At 61.8% G+C, this 16,005-nt stretch carries 15 protein-coding genes and 1 tRNA gene; 8 read left to right on the forward strand and 8 right to left on the reverse strand.

Annotated elements, in window-relative coordinates:
• The first annotated feature begins 44 nt into the window (after positions 1 to 44).
• A tRNA-Arg gene (locus GW587_RS27835) sits at positions 45 to 116 on the forward strand.
• A 10-nt stretch (positions 117 to 126) separates the two neighbouring features.
• Here GW587_RS27835 and GW587_RS27840 read toward each other — a convergent pair.
• Positions 127 to 1,308 carry an acyltransferase family protein gene (locus tag GW587_RS27840; RefSeq protein WP_166108160.1) on the reverse strand — a complete coding sequence of 394 codons (1,182 nt, stop codon included), beginning with the start codon at positions 1,306 to 1,308 and terminating at the stop codon, positions 127 to 129.
• A 293-nt stretch (positions 1,309 to 1,601) separates the two neighbouring features.
• Between GW587_RS27840 and GW587_RS27845 the strand changes: the two genes are divergently transcribed.
• Both GW587_RS27845 and GW587_RS27850 read left to right on the forward strand, forming a co-directional pair.
• Positions 1,602 to 2,471: a glycosyltransferase family 2 protein gene (locus GW587_RS27845; protein WP_166108161.1), complete on the forward strand. Its 870-nt coding sequence runs from the start codon at positions 1,602 to 1,604 to the stop codon at positions 2,469 to 2,471.
• 39 nt (positions 2,472 to 2,510) lie between these two features.
• A complete protein-coding gene (locus GW587_RS27850) occupies positions 2,511 to 3,662 on the forward strand; it encodes an acyltransferase family protein (RefSeq protein ID WP_166108162.1) in 1,152 nt (383 codons plus the stop codon).
• Between the two features lie 8 nt (positions 3,663 to 3,670).
• Here GW587_RS27850 and GW587_RS27855 read toward each other — a convergent pair whose 3' ends face one another.
• The gene (locus GW587_RS27855; RefSeq protein ID WP_166108163.1) at positions 3,671 to 4,576 is read right to left on the reverse strand and encodes a glycosyltransferase family 2 protein; all 906 of its coding nucleotides are present in this window, start codon (positions 4,574 to 4,576) and stop codon (positions 3,671 to 3,673) included.
• Positions 4,577 to 4,587: 11 nt separating this feature from the next.
• Positions 4,588 to 6,078 (reverse strand): MOP flippase family protein, encoded by a 1,491-nt coding sequence (locus GW587_RS27860; RefSeq protein WP_371875658.1) that lies wholly within the window; start codon positions 6,076 to 6,078, stop codon positions 4,588 to 4,590.
• A gap of 190 nt (positions 6,079 to 6,268) precedes the next feature.
• Here GW587_RS27860 and GW587_RS27865 point away from each other — a divergent pair, with 190 nt between their 5' ends.
• Genes GW587_RS27865 through GW587_RS27885 form a run of 5 tightly spaced genes read left to right on the forward strand, consistent with a single transcriptional unit; the run spans position 6,269 to position 12,189 of the window.
• A complete protein-coding gene (locus GW587_RS27865; protein ID WP_267878137.1) occupies positions 6,269 to 7,270 on the forward strand; it encodes a lysylphosphatidylglycerol synthase transmembrane domain-containing protein in 1,002 nt (333 codons plus the stop codon).
• A 1-nt stretch (position 7,271) separates the two neighbouring features.
• Positions 7,272 to 8,717 carry a UbiA family prenyltransferase gene (locus GW587_RS27870; RefSeq protein WP_166108166.1) on the forward strand — a complete coding sequence of 482 codons (1,446 nt, stop codon included), beginning with the start codon at positions 7,272 to 7,274 and terminating at the stop codon, positions 8,715 to 8,717.
• Position 8,718: 1 nt separating this feature from the next.
• Positions 8,719 to 10,032 carry an FAD-binding oxidoreductase gene (locus GW587_RS27875; RefSeq protein WP_166108167.1) on the forward strand — a complete coding sequence of 438 codons (1,314 nt, stop codon included), beginning with the start codon at positions 8,719 to 8,721 and terminating at the stop codon, positions 10,030 to 10,032.
• A gap of 23 nt (positions 10,033 to 10,055) precedes the next feature.
• Complete coding sequence (locus tag GW587_RS27880; RefSeq protein WP_166108178.1) at positions 10,056 to 10,796, forward strand: SDR family oxidoreductase; 741 nt, start codon at positions 10,056 to 10,058, stop codon at positions 10,794 to 10,796.
• Positions 10,797 to 10,815: 19 nt separating this feature from the next.
• Complete coding sequence (locus GW587_RS27885) at positions 10,816 to 12,189, forward strand: hypothetical protein (protein WP_166108168.1); 1,374 nt, start codon at positions 10,816 to 10,818, stop codon at positions 12,187 to 12,189.
• Between the two features lie 4 nt (positions 12,190 to 12,193).
• Here GW587_RS27885 and GW587_RS27890 read toward each other — a convergent pair whose 3' ends face one another.
• The 5 genes from GW587_RS27890 to GW587_RS27910 are packed head-to-tail and all read right to left on the reverse strand — an operon-like array spanning position 12,194 to position 15,906.
• The gene (locus GW587_RS27890) at positions 12,194 to 12,583 is read right to left on the reverse strand and encodes a RidA family protein (RefSeq protein ID WP_166108179.1); all 390 of its coding nucleotides are present in this window, start codon (positions 12,581 to 12,583) and stop codon (positions 12,194 to 12,196) included.
• Entirely contained in the window at positions 12,583 to 13,743 is a 1,161-nt protein-coding gene (locus GW587_RS27895) for an acyl-CoA dehydrogenase family protein (protein WP_166108169.1), read from the reverse strand. Before GW587_RS27895 ends, GW587_RS27890 begins: the two co-directional genes overlap by 1 nt.
• Positions 13,743 to 14,597, reverse strand: a complete 855-nt coding sequence (locus GW587_RS27900; RefSeq protein WP_166108170.1) for an enoyl-CoA hydratase family protein — start codon at positions 14,595 to 14,597, stop codon at positions 13,743 to 13,745. Before GW587_RS27900 ends, GW587_RS27895 begins: the two co-directional genes overlap by 1 nt.
• Positions 14,598 to 14,607: 10 nt before the next feature.
• Positions 14,608 to 15,099 carry a MarR family winged helix-turn-helix transcriptional regulator gene (locus GW587_RS27905; protein ID WP_166108171.1) on the reverse strand — a complete coding sequence of 164 codons (492 nt, stop codon included), beginning with the start codon at positions 15,097 to 15,099 and terminating at the stop codon, positions 14,608 to 14,610.
• 9 nt (positions 15,100 to 15,108) lie between these two features.
• Positions 15,109 to 15,906: an SDR family NAD(P)-dependent oxidoreductase gene (locus GW587_RS27910; RefSeq protein WP_371875660.1), complete on the reverse strand. Its 798-nt coding sequence runs from the start codon at positions 15,904 to 15,906 to the stop codon at positions 15,109 to 15,111.
• Positions 15,907 to 16,005: the final 99 nt, after the last annotated feature.

Consider the following 16,005-nt stretch of genomic DNA (forward strand, 5'->3'; position numbering starts at 1 on the left):
AACTAGGTGCCAGCGCCGAGGTCCGCTATAATTGCGCACGCTTTCTCCCCGTAGCACAATGGATAGTGCACATGCCTCCTAAGCGTGGGATACTGGTTCGATTCCAGTCGGGGGGACTCCCCTTCTTTAGCGCTGGCCGCCGACTCTCTCGGCACTGCGCCGACGCTGCTCCACATAGTACGTATGCCCTGCCGACAAGCGCTGCTTGACCACCCACTGCAAGCGTGGCTCCAGCAGCGAGCACACGATCCACGACGTGAGCAGAGAAAAAACCATCGCCGTCGCCAGCGCGGTCCAGCGCGACATGCCCGACGCCACCATCCAGCCCATAATCGACGCACCCGCAATCGAATGAAGTAAATATAACGGGAATGTCATCAAGCCCATCGTCTTTAAAGCGCGCAACACCGCCATGGGCGCCCTGTGCAAGACTGCATTCCAGCGCACAGATACCACAATTCCCACTACACCCACTATCCAAATCGCGCAGACTGGTTCCCAAGGATAAGTACTGCCTAGTTGCTCATTGCCTGAACGAACAGAAGAAGCAATTTTGGCGCAACCGGCGAGCGTGAAGACACAACACCATAGGATGTTTTGGCGAGTCGCGCTTTTCACCAACGATAGCCATAGAAATACGCCAAGCGCAAAGTAAAGGCCATAACGGAATAAAAAGAGGTCAACCAAACGCGAGTGTTCAGCGCGAGTAATGAGTTCGCCGAACGGACCAGAGAAGCGGCATACCGAAAGTATCGCGAATGCAGAACTTAACGAGCCGATCACCAACGCCAGCGTACGGATTTTCGAAAAATCAGCAAACGAAATGATCAGGAAGACCATGAAATAAAACGAAATTTCTAAGCCTAGTGTCCATTGCGCCGTATCGATCCAAGGGCCAAATGGAAGGAAAAACACACTATGAAGAAATTGCTTGATAAGCGTAGCCGCCTCAAACTGGCCGAACATCAAAACTATTGCAGCAGTTATTGGCGCGCAAATCCAAACGCCCGGACCGAGACGGACAACCCGGCTGGCGAAGAAGCTGAAAGGAGTGGCACGCTCACCGGAAAACGCAATCACAAAACCAGAAATTACAAAAAAAATTTCGACACCTACCCATCCAAAGTAAGACCAATCAAATAATTCTGGAAAGGAAACCAGCTTGCGGCTCGCGATGCCGCTGACACCGTTGGGATGGGCACCCATCAGGTAACCGAAATGGAACCACATAACGAGTATTGCGGCGGCGAACCGAAGCACGTCTATCCCAAGAATATGTCGTGGATCGACATTACGATTGTTGGACATGTAAGCCTTTGATTGAAAAATGGTATGGCGATAAAAATTATTAATATTGCAAGATTCTACCGTAGCTCGACGCTTACTTACCTTCTACCATGCTACGGTTACAGTGAACAATCCTGACGTACCAAGAGCATCGGTAGGTCGTCTTCGGGATGTTGCATTATCGCATGTGGAACATGTCGTAAATGGCATGATATCTGAATAATTGTGCGATGCAAAATACCGTAGACATCACCTCGAACGATGCGTAAGATATTAGTTTGCTATCAGCAAGTGCCACGCTTACGGCCGACAAAATGACCCTCAGCTTAAAATCCCTCTCCACCTCGCTGCATGTTCGAACGACCGACGTCTTTTTGAAGGCCAAATTGCGTCATAACTGGGCGAAGGCTGCGCCTCGACTGAGATCGGCAAAGTTGCAAGGGGACAATGACTTCGACGTGGTGATTTCCCTGACGTCATATCCCCCTCGGTTCGGAACCTTGCATTTAACGCTGCAGTCCCTTTTGCTGCAAGCGCATACAAAGAAAAAAGTCGCACTGTGGATCGCTCATAAGGATATCGACAAACTTCCGACGTTGGTCACAGCGCTTGTGGATTACGGCTTGGAAATCCATGCGTGCGAAGACACACGCTCCTACAAGAAGCTGATCCCGGCGCTTAAGCGATATCCGACACATCCAATTGTGATTGCCGACGACGATGCGTATTACTGGCCGCAATGGTTGGACGAACTGCTGGCAACGGCACGCGGAAGCGATGGCAATGAAGTTATTTGTCATCGCATGCATCGCATCCGCCTAGGCGCAGATGGCTTGCCCTTACCCTATACGCAATGGGAGTCCGAATCGCGTCGGACTGACGCCAGTCCGTTGCATTTTCCGACAGGAATCGGTGGCGTGCTGTATCTTCCAGGAATATTACCAGCTGAAGTATTCGACCAACAGGCGTACACCGAGTTATGCCCGACTGGAGACGATATCTGGTTTTATTGGATGGCGCGGAGCAATGGCGCGTCATTTCGTTGTACCCAAAGCACAGACTACATTCACAACTGGCGCGGATCGCAAGCTGCAGCGCTGGCCATTAACAATGTGGGCAATGATATGAATGACAAGCAGATCATGGCAATGATCGACCGCTTCGGCTATTTTTCTGCGAAGTGACACTCTATATACTGGCTCTTCCCCTTAGAAAATATTCTCATGTCCGCGCAGAAAATAGATAAATATAACTTCATTGACGCGATGAGGGGCCTTGCCGTCCTCCTTGTCATCATGCAACACGCCCTGAGAAATATTGAAACGCATGGTGCGATGGGAAGCAACCGGCCGCTGCTCGGTCTGCTTCATGAGATTGTATTGAATTCGAGCGGCGTCCAGTTGTTCTTCGTAATCAGCGCGTTGACTTTGTGCCTCTCCGCACGCGGCCGGGTGAGCGAGCCAAATGCCCACACGAATTTCTTTATTCGCCGCGTGTTTCGTATCGCGCCGATGGCTTATGTGGCCTTTTTTGTTTACGCACTGCTCCCCGCTATGCGCGGCAAAATGACACTTGATCCGTCAGAGGCGGTAGCGACGCTGGTGTTCGTCAATGGCTGGAACCCGACCTGGATTTCTCACTCACTGATCCCGGGAGGGTGGTCGATTGCGGCTGAAATGATGTTCTATGTGTTGTTTCCAGCATTAGTTCTCATCGTTACTAACCAGCGAAAAGCGGTGATCGCCATTGGCGTTTGTATGGCGATTGCGCTGCTGGGTGAGGAATGGCTACTGGCATCCACACCACCAGAGCATTTACCAATGATGAAATGGTTCGCTTATTGCTGGTTGCCTAGCCAAATGCCTGTGTTTTTAATGGGATTCTTATTATTTTTCATTCTGTTCGGCGCGCAAGCGGCGAGGATCGAAAAAGTTTTCTCTAACCAAAGAAACTGCATGCTGCTCGCTGTCGTGTGTACTACTGGGTTGCTGGGCACTTCGTTTCTACCGGAAGCCATCAAACATCACTGGATCCAAAGCGTCTTTTTCATGGGGCTGATCACCTTGGCCAAATTCGCGTATAAGCCGGTCTTGACCCACGCCTTCCTCCGCTTCGCCGGAAAGATCAGCTTTAGCGCCTATCTGGTTCACTTCTATGTGCTCAGCGTGGTAGCCATCGGCCTGAACGTCCTCGGGCTGAACCGCCTGCCCGCGAATGTCTACTATGTGTTGCTGGTCGCTGTGGGGGTGGCGATAACGTTTGCGATTTCAGCGTTCACCTACAAATACATCGAGACGCCGGGACAAAACCTGGGCAAGAAACTGATAGAACGGCTGAGGCCGAGGCAGCCGCTGGCGCCATCCGAGATATTGTAGGGCGTTCTTCAGCGCCGCGGCGTTAGCAGGCTTTTCAAGCCCAGCCGCACCATGCTCGCGCCGGCCGGCCGCAGCAGCACCGCCGGCAACAAGGCGCGGTTTTCCTTGATGATGGACAGCATGCCGCGCAGCGACCACCTGTCGTATGCGGCGCGCTGCGGGAAACCGCATTCGCGCAGGAAGGCGTCCGCCTCCTGATACGCAGTGATGCGATCGACCAGATAAGCGCTGTTCTTCTTCGACTGCGTCAGCGATCCGATCCGGATCTTTTGCCGGTACAACAAATCCGGTACCGCTACGATCAACCTCGCGCCCATGATGGCGCGTAATGTGTACAGATGATCCTCATGCGCCTTGCGCGGCGTGAACACAGCATTGCTTCGCTCGATCAGCGCGCGACGCGCGACAAAGGTCCACACCGCCGCCGTGTACATGCCTTGCGCCAGATTGTGCGCCAGCAGTTCGCCGCCCTGCCGGAACACGTGGCGCTCGCGATACGCTACCTTGGGCGCTACTCGACGCAGACCGTCGCCGTCGGCGACCACCACGTCCGACGAGAAATACAGCAAGTCCATTCCGGGATGCTCTGCGAGGCTGCGGCGAAAAGTGGCGACAAAGTCAGGCTGGAAAATATCGTCGCTGTCGCAGAAGTAAATGAATTCGCCGCTGGCCAAGGTCAAGCCATGCGCGCGCGCTTTGGCCGCGCCGGCGTTGGGCGTGGTGCGGGCGACGATGTGGCCGGCACCTGTGTAGCCCGCCACGAAGGCGTCGATCTGTGCCGCCGTATCGTCGGTCGAGCCGTCGTCGACCAGCACCAGTTCGCAATCGGACGCCAACTGCGTCGTGATCGATCGCAGCAATCGCTGGATATCGACGCCGACGTTATAGCAAGGAACAATGACCGACAATAACATGCTCACCTCGTTTACTTGTTCAATCTACGCGCCAACAAGCGCTCCACCTTGGGGCTGACGTTCTTGCCGGCCAACAGCACGAATTCGCGCACCACCGCGAACGGCGTCAGCAACAGCCCCAGCACATAAGCAGCGCCGCCACCGACCACGATCAGCGCCAGGTTCAGCATTGGCAAGCTCGACGGCGGGAAGCGCGTCAGCAGCCCCGCCACCACGCAGATCGGCAACACCTGCAACAGGGGAATCAGCACCGAGATGAAATAGGCACGCCCCAGGCCCGGCAGGCATGGGCGAACCAGCAGGTAATAGCCGAACACCGTGTTGGACGCCTGCACGATCAGGAAACTGTAAGCGATGCCGATGATGCCGTGGTTCTTGCCCAACCAGTAGGCGAGCGCGATGCCGATCACCAACTTGAAAATCCCCACCCGCACGTTCAAATACATCTTCGCCTTGGCCAGCAACAGCGAGATCACCGGCACGTCGACGCTTCGGAACATGCCGATCAAGCACAGGATGCGTACCAGATCGTCGATGAAATACCACTCCGGTTTGAAGAACGTGTGTACCAACGGCGTACTGGCGACAAACAAGCCGGTCAGCAGCGGAAAATTGATCAGCGACGCGTAGCTGGTCACCAGCAGAAAGTTCTTGGCGAGTTTGACGTCGTCGTCCTGAATCTTGGCGAACGCGGGGAACAAGGCCTGCATCAACACCGGCTTGAGGCGGTCGATCAGGTTGATGCTGATGCCGTAGGCGATGTTGTAGCCGCCGATCGCGGTCAGGTCGACCAGCCGCGCCATCAGCGCCGGATAGGTGTTGACGCTGACCACATTGATCAGCGAGTCACTGACCAGCTGGATCGCATAGCGCAAATGCGGCCGCGCCGACTCCCATTGAAAGGCGAACGACAGCTTGCGTTCGGTCAGCCCCTTGCGGAAGAAGATCGCCGAACTGAGCGCTGTGCTGACCAGGAAAGACACCGACGCCACCCAGGCCTCACGGTAAACCAGCGCCAGCCCGACCACAACCGCGAAATTGACCAGCAACGTAACGATGGCGACCATGGCGATGAAATTGAAATGCATCTCCCTGACCATGATCGCGCGCTGCTGTTGCGCGAAGGGCGCCAGCAGGAAGCCGAAGGCCATGATCTTGATCTGTATGACCAGTTCCGGCGATTTGAAAAAAGTCCCCATCCAATCCGAGGCCAGATAGGCGGCCAGGAAGGTGCCCGCGCCCATCGCCAGATTGATGGCGTACAGCGACGACAGTTCCAGCTCCGTGATCTGCGCCCGGCGCACGATGGAGTTGGTGATGCCGAAATCGAGAAAAATATTGAGAAACTGGATCACCATCAGCGCCAGGCTGATGACGCCATATTCGTGGGGAGGAAGGATGCGGGAAAGTATCCACAATTGGACCAGTCCGACCACCGCACCCAGCGCAGTCGAAGCAAAATTCCACCGCACCGCTTTCATTGTTTTGTTTTTTAATTCCACCGCGCATCGCCAATTTAAATTTTTGGCTATCCTAGCATGCTGCGGCGCAAAAAGCTTAACGTTTCAGCAACTGAGTCGGTTTCGACTTGTCCCTTCCCCACCCCGCTCCCGTGCGCATCGCACTATTTGAATAAAAAATATCACTTCTTTTGACGGTTAAGGGATCGCTCGTCGGCATCGGATGCCTATCATGTTTTATTTGCATCTTCCAACACCCGCAAGGAGTCGCATCTTGAAATTCAAATCCAGGCTCCTCTACCCGGCTGTTTTGATTTTTGCGATATGGTGCGGCGCGGTATTTCGCGCCGATTTGGCCCAATTGTCCTGGAGCGCCATCTGGGCGACGCGCTATGCGGTGCTGCTGGCGGCGGCGCTGTCGCTGTTGAATTATCTCGGCCGCGCCTGGCGCTGGGACGTCTACCTGAAAGCCTTGGGCTTCCATCTGGCATCGCGCTACGTCGTGCTGACCTTCGCGGCCGGGTTCGCATTCACGCTTTCACCCGGCAAGGTGGGCGAAATGGCGCGGGCCCGCTATTACCAGCGTGACCATGCTATGCCTCTGTCGGTCACCGCTGCCGCGTTTTTCATCGAGCGTCTGATGGACGTGCTGGCCATGGCCTGTCTGGCGCTGCTGGGCCTGGCGGCGGCCAGCAACTTCAATTGGCTGCTGGCCGCCGCCGCAGTGATGCTGCTGGGTCTGCTGGTGCTTGCGCGCGCGCCGTGGTACGCCTGGCAACAGCGTTTCAGCGCCGGTTCGGGCGAACACGGCGGCGCATTGCGCCGGGCGCTGGACAGCGCCCTGAAGACGCTGGTCAGCGCCCGGGTGCTGTTGCGCCCCCGGCTGGCGTTGGGCGCCTTCGCGCTCGGCTTGCTGAGCTGGGGCCTGGAGGGCGTCGGACTGTGGCTGCTGGCCCAGCAACTGGCGCCGTCGGTCGAGCTGCATCTGGCCACCGCCATCGGCATTTATGCGATCGCCATCATCGCCGGCGCGCTGTCCTTCCTGCCCGGCGGGCTGGGCGGCACCGAGGTGGTGATGGCGGCCCTGTTGGGCGCCCAAGGCGTGACGCCGGCCAGCGCCATCATGATCACCCTGGTTTGCCGCGTCGTGACGCTGTGGCTCGCCGTCGCCATCGGTTGGCTGGCGGTGGCCGCGCTGCGCCAGCCTGCCGTTCCCAATTTTAAAGAAGCCTGATATGAGCAGTGCCGCCGCCCACCTCGCCGACGCGCCCGCCGCCCTGTGCATCGACCTCGACGGCACCTTGATCCACAGCGACCTGCTGCTGGAATCGATGCTGCTGCTGATTAAACGCAATCCGCTGTACCTGTTCTGCCTGCCGTTTTGGCTGCTCAAAGGCAAAGCCGGCTTGAAGGCGGAAATCGCCAAGCGGGTCGCGCTCAATCCCGCCGCCCTGCCCTACAACACCGAGTTCCTGCAATGGGCCACCGAGCAAAAGGCGGCCGGTCGTTCGCTGTGGCTGTGCACCGCGTCCAATCATCGCCTGGCCGACGCGGTCGCGGCCCACTGCGCGCTGTTCGACGGTGTGGTCGCCAGTTCCGACACGTTGAACATGTCCGGCAGCAACAAGGCGCGCCAGCTGGCGGCGCAGTTCGGCGCGCGGCGCTTCGACTATTGCGGCAATCATAAGATCGATCTTCAGGTGTGGCGCCTTAGCAAAGGCGCGGTCGTGGTCAACGGCAGCGCCGGCCTGCAGCGCAAAGCGGCGCGCCAGACAGCAGTGCTGGCGTCCTTCCCAGGCCGTCAGCGCCGTCTGCGCGCCACCATCAAGGCACTGCGCCCGCACCAATGGGTTAAGAACGTGCTGTTGTTCATACCAATGGCGGCGGCGCACATCCTCACCTCACCAGGGGCGCTGGTGGCCGGCCTGTTGGCGTTCCTGTCGTTCGGCCTGGCCGCCTCGTCGGTTTACCTGCTGAACGACATGCTCGACCTGGAGGCCGACCGCGCCCATCCCAAAAAACGTTTCCGTCCCTTCGCCGCCGGCGATGTCTCGCTGTTGGTCGGCATGGCGTTGACTCCGCTGCTGCTGCTGGCCTCGCTGGCGCTGACCTTGTTGCTGCCGGTGGAATTCCGCCTGGTGCTGATCGGCTATTACGTCATGACGCTGGCCTATTCGTTCGGGCTGAAGCGCATCGTCATGGTCGACACCATGGTGCTGGCCGGCCTGTACACCATCCGCATCGTGGCTGGCGCCAGCGCGGTCGACGTGCCGCTGTCGTTCTGGCTGCTGCTGTTCTCGATTTTCCTGTTCCTCAGCCTGGCGCTGGTCAAGCGCTATGCCGAGCTGGACGGCAACAAGCGGCGCGGCAAGCTGTCGGCGGCGGGACGCGGTTATCTGGTCGAAGACCTGAGCCTGCTCTACAGCATGGGCGTGGCGGCGGGCTTCTTATGCGTGCTGGTGCTGGCCCTGTATATCAACAGTCCCGAGGTGACGTTACTATACCGCCACCCGCGCATGATCTGGCCCTTGTGCCTGCTGCTGCTGTACTGGATCAGCCGGGTCTGGATGGTGACGCATCGCGGCGATATGCATGACGATCCAGTGGTGTTTGCGTTGAAAGATCCAATCAGCATATTGGTGGGCGCGCTGTGCGCGGCCACCGTGCTGTCCGCCGTTTGATATGGCGGAGGCATTGATCACCTCGTGGGGCCGCGTGCTGCGCGCCCGCCATCCGGTCCTGAGCATGGCCGGCCGCCACGCGGCGCTGCCGGCGCTGCCGGAGGGCAGTCCGCACCTGCTGGCCTTCGGCAATGGCCGCAGCTACGGCGACAGCTGCCTCAACATCGGCGGCAGCCTGCTGGCCATGCGCCAGCTCGACCGCATGATCAGCTTCGATCCGGCCACCGGCGTGCTGGCCTGCGAAAGCGGGGTGCTGCTGGACCAGATCCTGCAACTGGCGGTGCCGCAGGGCTGGTTCCTGCCGGTCACCCCGGGCACGCGCTTCGTCACGGTCGGCGGCGCCATCGCCAATGACGTGCACGGCAAAAACCATCACCGCAACGGCACCTTCGGCCGCCACGTGCAATGCTTCGAGTTATTGCGCAGCAGCGGCGAGCGGCTGCTGTGCTCGCCGACCGAACAGGCCGGCCTGTTCGCCGCCACCATCGGCGGGCTGGGGTTGACCGGCGTGGTGAGCTGGGCCCGGCTGCAGCTGCAGCGCATCGCCAGCCCGTGGATCCACAACGAAACCATCCGCTTCCGCTCGCTCGACGAATTCTTCGCGCTGTGCCTGGCCTCGGACCGCGACTATGAATACACGGTCGCCTGGATCGATTGCACCAGCGGCGGCAAGCAGCTGGGACGCGGCCTGTTCATGCGCGGCAACCATGCGCCGGCCGCCGCCGCGCCGGCCGCGCACCGCCTGCGCGTCCGCCGCTTCCCCTTCGTGCCGCCGGTGTCGCTGGTCAACCGGCCGTCGCTGCTGGCCTTCAACGCGCTGTACTACCACCGCCAGCTCGGCGAGCGGCGCCACAGCGTCGAGCACTACACCAAGTTCTTCTATCCGCTGGACGGCATGCTGGACTGGAACAAGATGTACGGCCCGCGCGGCTTCTATCAATATCAATGCGTGATCCCGCTGCCGCAAGGCCAGGCGGCGACGGCCGAGCTGCTGCGCGCCATCGCCGACAGCGGGCTGGGTTCCTTCCTGGCGGTGCTCAAGCTGTGCGGCGACCTGCCGTCGCCGGGCATGCTGTCGTTCCCGCGCAGCGGCGTCAGCCTGGCGCTGGACTTCCCCAATGCCGGCCCGCGCCTGCACGCGCTGTTCGAGCGGCTGGACGCCATCGTCGGCGCCGCCGGCGGCCGCTTGTACCCGGCCAAGGATGGCCGCATGTCCGGCGCCATGTTCCGCGACGGCTATCCGGCCTGGCAACCCTTCCTCGACCACATCGACCCCGGATGCTCATCGAGCTTCTGGCGCCGCGTGATGGCATAAATTTTTTGAAAGCCTTGACCACCGTGAAAAAAATCCTGATCGTCGGCGCCGCGTCCGCCATCGCCGAAGCCACCGCCCGCCGTTTCGCGCTGGCCGGCGACCACTTGTTCCTGGTCGGACGCAAGCCCGAGCCACTCGAGGCGGTGGCCGCCGATCTGCGCACGCGCGGCGCGCCGGCGGTCCACACCTACGTCATGGACGCGAACGATTTCGACGCCCATCCCGCGATGCTGGATGCGGCCGAGCGCGCGCTGGGCGGCCTGGACACGGCGCTGCTGGCGCACGGCACCTTGTCGGATCAGCCCGCCTGCGAGCGCGACGTGGCGCTGGCCATGAGCGAGATCCGCACCAACGCGCTGTCGTCGATCAGCCTGATGACCCACCTGGCCAACCGCTTCGAGCTGCAGCGCCACGGCACCATCGCTGTGATCTCTTCGGTGGCGGGCGATCGCGGCCGGCAGAGCAACTATGTCTACGGCAGCGCCAAGGCGATGCTGACCGCGTTCGCCTCCGGGTTGCGCCAGCGGCTGTTCAAATCCGGGGTCGCGGTGCTGACCATCAAGCCCGGCTTCGTCGCCACCGCCATGACGGCCCATTTGTCGCTGCCGGCCAAGCTGACCGCCAGTCCCGATGCGGTGGCGTCCGACATCGTGCGCGCCATCGACCAGCGCAAGGATGTCATCTACACCCTGTGGTTCTGGCGCGTCATCATGGGCATCATTTGCGCCTTGCCCGAGGCCCTGTTCAAGAAAACCAAAATCTGATCTCCTCCAAGGACGCGCCATGAAGATCCCCGCCCTGCTTTCCCCCTTGCGCCGCTTGCGGCGCGGCCAGCAAGCCATCATCTTGCTGATGTGTGTACTCTTTCTCTTCCTGGCGGCGCTGGCTGGCGGCACCTACAGGATGAACAACGGCGACGGCTGGCGGACCCTGCGCGTGGCGGCGGTGGACGATCAGAACAGCTATCAAAAGATGCGTCCCTATCCGCAGTCTTTTCTTTTTTTGCCGTTGGCGCGGGTCAAGCCCACCGACTTGGTCCCGGTCAGCTCCGCTGCGGCCATTACGGAAACGGCGGCGCTGGTGCAACGTGGCCTGGGTTTTGAGCGCTACAACACGCTGTGGGTATGCTGGTTTTACCTGGCGCTTTACCTGAGCGGCATCACGGCCATGCTGCTAAGCGGACGCAAGCTGATCGGCGGCGTACTGCTGGTGCTGTTGGTTAATCCGTATATCTTGTCGTACTTTAATTCTCCGTTTGAAGACAGCCTGCTGATCGCTCTGATCCCCTTGCTGACCTTTTTCGCGTTCGAAAGGAATGTGCTGGCGCATCATGCCAACCAGTGGCTGGGCTTGCTCATCACCGCCAGCAAGGTGCAGTTTCTGCCGTTTTTCCTGATCGGCTTGAGACGCAGGGCATGGCGCCGCAACGTCATCGTCATGCTGGTCGGTATGCTGTGCATCGCCGCGCTGCTGTTCAAGAACAGCAAATTTTCGTCGGCGAACCGCTACAACCGCTATTTCAACGGGCTGGCGTACAGCATGGCGTCGGTGTCGTCATGGGACGCCCGCGATTTCGACGCCCGCCGCGCGCTGGCCCCGGCCATGGTCCGCGCCGATGCGCTCCGGCTGCCGGCGCAGGCTGCGCCTTACTGGGGCACGTCCTACTGGCCGACCGGAGATGCCTTGCCCGCCGCGCAGCAGATCGAGCTGGCGCCCAATTTGCGTAGATGGTATTGGTCGACCGTTTTCGACAATCCGCGATATGCCCATCGCGTCGTCACGGAACCAATACTCACGGCGTTCAAGGCCGACTATCGGATGAACTACATCTTCGGTTCGTCGTTGCCGGCGGCGGCGCTGGCGCCGCACGCACAGCTGATGCGACACTTGGGCGCGCTGTCGTTGATCGCCACGCTGTGTAGCCTGGCGTTGGCGCTGTATGGCAGGCAGCTGCGCTTCACGATCTATAACCTGTTCCTGCTCGGCTATCCCATACTGGTTGTTTATGGCGACGGGTATTATGAGCTGGAAAAGCATCTATTCCCAACCACCCTGCTGGGGCTGGTTTTTCCGCTGGCGCATCTGCTGCGCGCCGTGCCGTCGCGCCGGGCAGACACGGCAACGGCACGGGCCGATATCGCTGCGGCGGGCGGATAGTCTTTCACGGCACGATCGCGGTGACCTCGATCTCCACCCGCGCCCGGTCCTCGATCAGCGCCACCACCTGCACCGCCGTCATCGCCGGATAATGCGGGCCGATGAGTTCGCGGTAGGCGGCGCCGATCTCCTTGTACGCCGCCACGTACTCCCGCTTGTCGAGCACATACCAGGTCATGCGCACGATGTGTTCCGGGCGCGCGTCGGCCTCGGCCAGCACTTCGACGATGTTGTGCAGCGCCTGCCGCACCTGGCCGGCGAAGTCGTCGGTGTGGAACACGCCCTGCCCGTCCCAGCCTATCATGCCGCTGACGCAGACCGTGCGGCCGGTGGCGGCGACGCCGTTGGAGTAGCCACGCGGCCGCGCCCAGCCGGGCGGTTGGAGAAAGTCCATCATTGTTCCTTCGGGTTGGCTTCGCGCAGCAGTTCGCGCGCGATGATCAGTTGCTGGACTTCGGTCGCGCCTTCGTAGATGCGCAGCGCGCGGATCTCGCGGTACAGCCGCTCCACCGGCTGCTCGCTGACCACGCCCAAACCGCCGAACATTTGCAGCGCGGCGTCGATCACCTGCTGCGCGGTTTCGGTGGCGTGCAACTTGGCCATCGCCGCTTCCTTGGTCACCTTGCGGCCCTGGTCGCGCTGCCACGCGGCGCGATAGGTCAGCAGCGCGGCGCCGTCGATGCCGGTCGCCATGTCGGCCAGCTTGGCCTGCGTCAGCTGGAAGTCCGACAGCATCTGGCCGAACATCTTGCGCCGCGTGGCGTGCGCCAGCGCTTCGTCCAGCGCGCGCCGCGCGAAGCCCAGCGCGGCGGCCGCCACCGAGGTGCGGAACACGTCCAGCGTCGCCATCGCGACCTTGAAGCCCTGGCCCGCTTCGCCCAGCCGCTTGGCGGCGGGGACGCGGCAATCCTTGAACACCAGCCGCGCCAGCGGATGCGGCGCGATCACCTGGATCCGCTCAGCGATCTCGAAACCCGGCGTGCCGGCGTCGACGACGAAGGCGCTGATGCCGCGCGCGCCGGGCGCTTCGCCGGTGCGGGCGAACACCACGTAGAAGTCGGCGATGCCGCCGTTGGAGATCCAGGTCTTTTCGCCATTGAGCACGTAGTGGTCGCCGTCGCGCACCGCCGCGCACTGCATGGCGGCGACGTCGGATCCCGCCTGCGGCTCGGACAGCGCGAAGGCGGCGATCGCTTCGCCGCTGGCCACGCGCGGTAAATAATCATCGCGGTTGGCGGCGCTGCCGAACAGGCTGATGGCGCCGGAGCCCAGGCCCTGCATGGCGAAGGCGAAATCGGCCAGGCCGTTGTGACGCGCCAGCGTCTCGCGGATCAGGCAGATGGCGCGGGTGTCGATGGCTTGGCCTTCGGCGCCGACCGCGTGCCGCAGCCAGCCGCCCTCGCCCAGCTGGCGCACCAGCCGGCGGCAGGCCGCGTCGACGTCGGCCTCGTGGTGCTGCGCGAGGTGCTGCGCGGCCCAGGCGTCCAGCGCCTGCTCCAGCGCGGCGTGGCGCGGTTCGAAGAACGGCCACTCCAGGTAGGTCTTGTCGCTCATCAGTCGCCCTCGAATTCCGGTTTTTGCCTGGCGACAAAGGCGTGATAGGCGCGATGGAAGTCGTTGGTCGCCATGCAGATCGCCTGCGCCTGCGCTTCCGCTTCGATGGCTTCGTCGACGCCCATGTTCCACTCCTGCTGCAGCATCTTCTTGGTCATGCCGTGGGCGAAGGTCGGGCCGCTGGCCAGGCTTTGCGCGAAGTCGTTGGCCGCGTCCAGCAGGGCTTCCGGTTCCTGCAGGCTGTTGAAGAAGCCCCAGCGTTCGGCCTCGGCGCCGGACATCGAGCGGCCGGTGTATAGCAGCTCGGCGGCGCGGCCATGGCCGATCACGCGCGGCAGCAAGGCGCAGGCGCCCATATCGCAGCCGGCCAGGCCGACGCGGGTGAACAGGAAGGCGGTCTTGCTGCGCGCGGTGCCGAGGCGGATGTCGGACGCCAGCGCCAGGATCGCGCCGGCGCCGGCGCAGATGCCGTCCACCGCCGCGACGATCGGCTGCGGGCAGGCACGGATCGCCTTCACCAGATCGCCGGTCATGCGGGTGAAGGCCAGCAGGCCGGGCATGTCCAGCTTGGTCAGCGGGCCGATGATGTCGTGCACGTCGCCGCCGGAGCAGAAGTTTTCGCCGGCGCCGGTGATGACCACCGCTTTCACGTCGTCCGCGTAGGCCAGCGCGCGGAACAGGTCGCGCAGTTCGGCGTAGGAGTCGAAGGTGAGCGGGTTCTTGCGCTCGGGGCGGTTCAGCGTCAGCGTGGCGACGCCGCCGCTGACTTCAAACAGAAAATGACTGGCCTGGTAGCCGGCCAGCGCGGCGCGGTTGCCTGGCAGTCGTTGCGCTTCGCCGGGAAGGTATCGCATGGTGGGCTCCTTATTTTTCGTCCGACGCGTTCAGGTGCTGCTTCATCTGCGACAGCAGTTCGATCATCTTGCCCTTGTCGGTGCTGGACAGGTCTTGCAGCAGTTCGGCGATCCAGCCTTCGTGTTCGGCGGCCATGGTGGCGAAGGCCTTGCGGCCGGCCGGCGTGAGCTTGACGCTGTAGGCGCGGCCGTCCTTGGGGTCGGGTACGCGCACCACCAGCTTTTCCTGCTCCAGCTGGTCGGTGATGCCGGTGATGTTGCCGCCGGTGACCATCATCCGTTTCGACAGTTCGCCCATGCGCAGCCCTTGCGGGTAGCGCTCCAGTTGCGCCATCAGGTCGAAGCGCGGCAGCGTGATGCCGAAGCTGGCGCGCAGGCGGCTGCGGATTTCGTTTTCGATCTTGACGGTGCACGACAGCATGCGCAGCCACAGTTTGAGCGACTGGTGGTGGTCTTGCGTCAGGCGGCTGGACAGGTCCAGGTTTTCTTCTTCCTCTTGCATGGTTTCCTCTTACATGACTTCACCGCCGGCGACGGCGATGGATTGTCCATTCATTGCGGCGGATTCGGGCAGGCATAGCCAGGCGACCGAGTTGGCGACTTCTTCACTTTGCACCAGGCGCTTTTGCGGGTTGGCGGCGGCCAGTTCGGCGCGCGCTTCATCTTCGCTGCGGCCGGTCTTGGCGGTGATGTTGGCGATGGCTTCACGCACGATGTCGGTTTCGGTGTAGCCGGGGCAGACGGCGTTGACCGTGATGCCTTTGGTGGCGACTTCCAGCGCCAGTGCGCGCGTCAGGCCGATCACGCCGTGCTTGGCGGCGGTGTAGGCGGTGACGTAGCGGTAGCCGATCAGGCCTGCGGTCGATGCGATGTTGACGATGCGGCCCCATTTCGCTTCGAGCATGCCGGGTAGCGCGGCTTGGGTGCAGTGGAAGGTGCCGGTCAGGTTCACGTCGAGCATGCGCTGCCATAGGGCGGCGTCGGTTTTGCCGAAGGGTGCGGGGGCGGCTTGGCCGGCGTTGTTGATCAGGATGTCGATGCGGCCGAAGTTTTGTGCGGCTTCTTTAAAACCGGTCTGCACGGAGGATTCGTCGGTGACGTCGATGATGACCATGGCGACTTTGTCGCCGGCCATTGCGCGCAGGGTGGTGACGGTGGCGGACAATGCTCGCGCGTCGCGGCCGGCCAGCGTGACGTGGGCGCCGCGCTGCAGCAAGGCTTGCGCGCACGCGGCACCGATGCCGCGCGCGCCGCCGGTCACCAAGGCGTGTTTGCCGGTCAGCGGGGGCGCTGCGGCGGGCGATGCGATGGCAACGGGCGACGCGGCGGCGGCGGGCGACGCGGCGGCGGCGGGCGACGCGGCGGCGGCGGGCGACGCGGCGGCGGCGGGCGACGCGGCGGCGGCGGG

It is taken from the genome of Duganella aceris, from assembly GCF_011090165.1.
Lineage (GTDB): Bacteria > Pseudomonadota > Gammaproteobacteria > Burkholderiales > Burkholderiaceae_D > Rugamonas > Rugamonas aceris.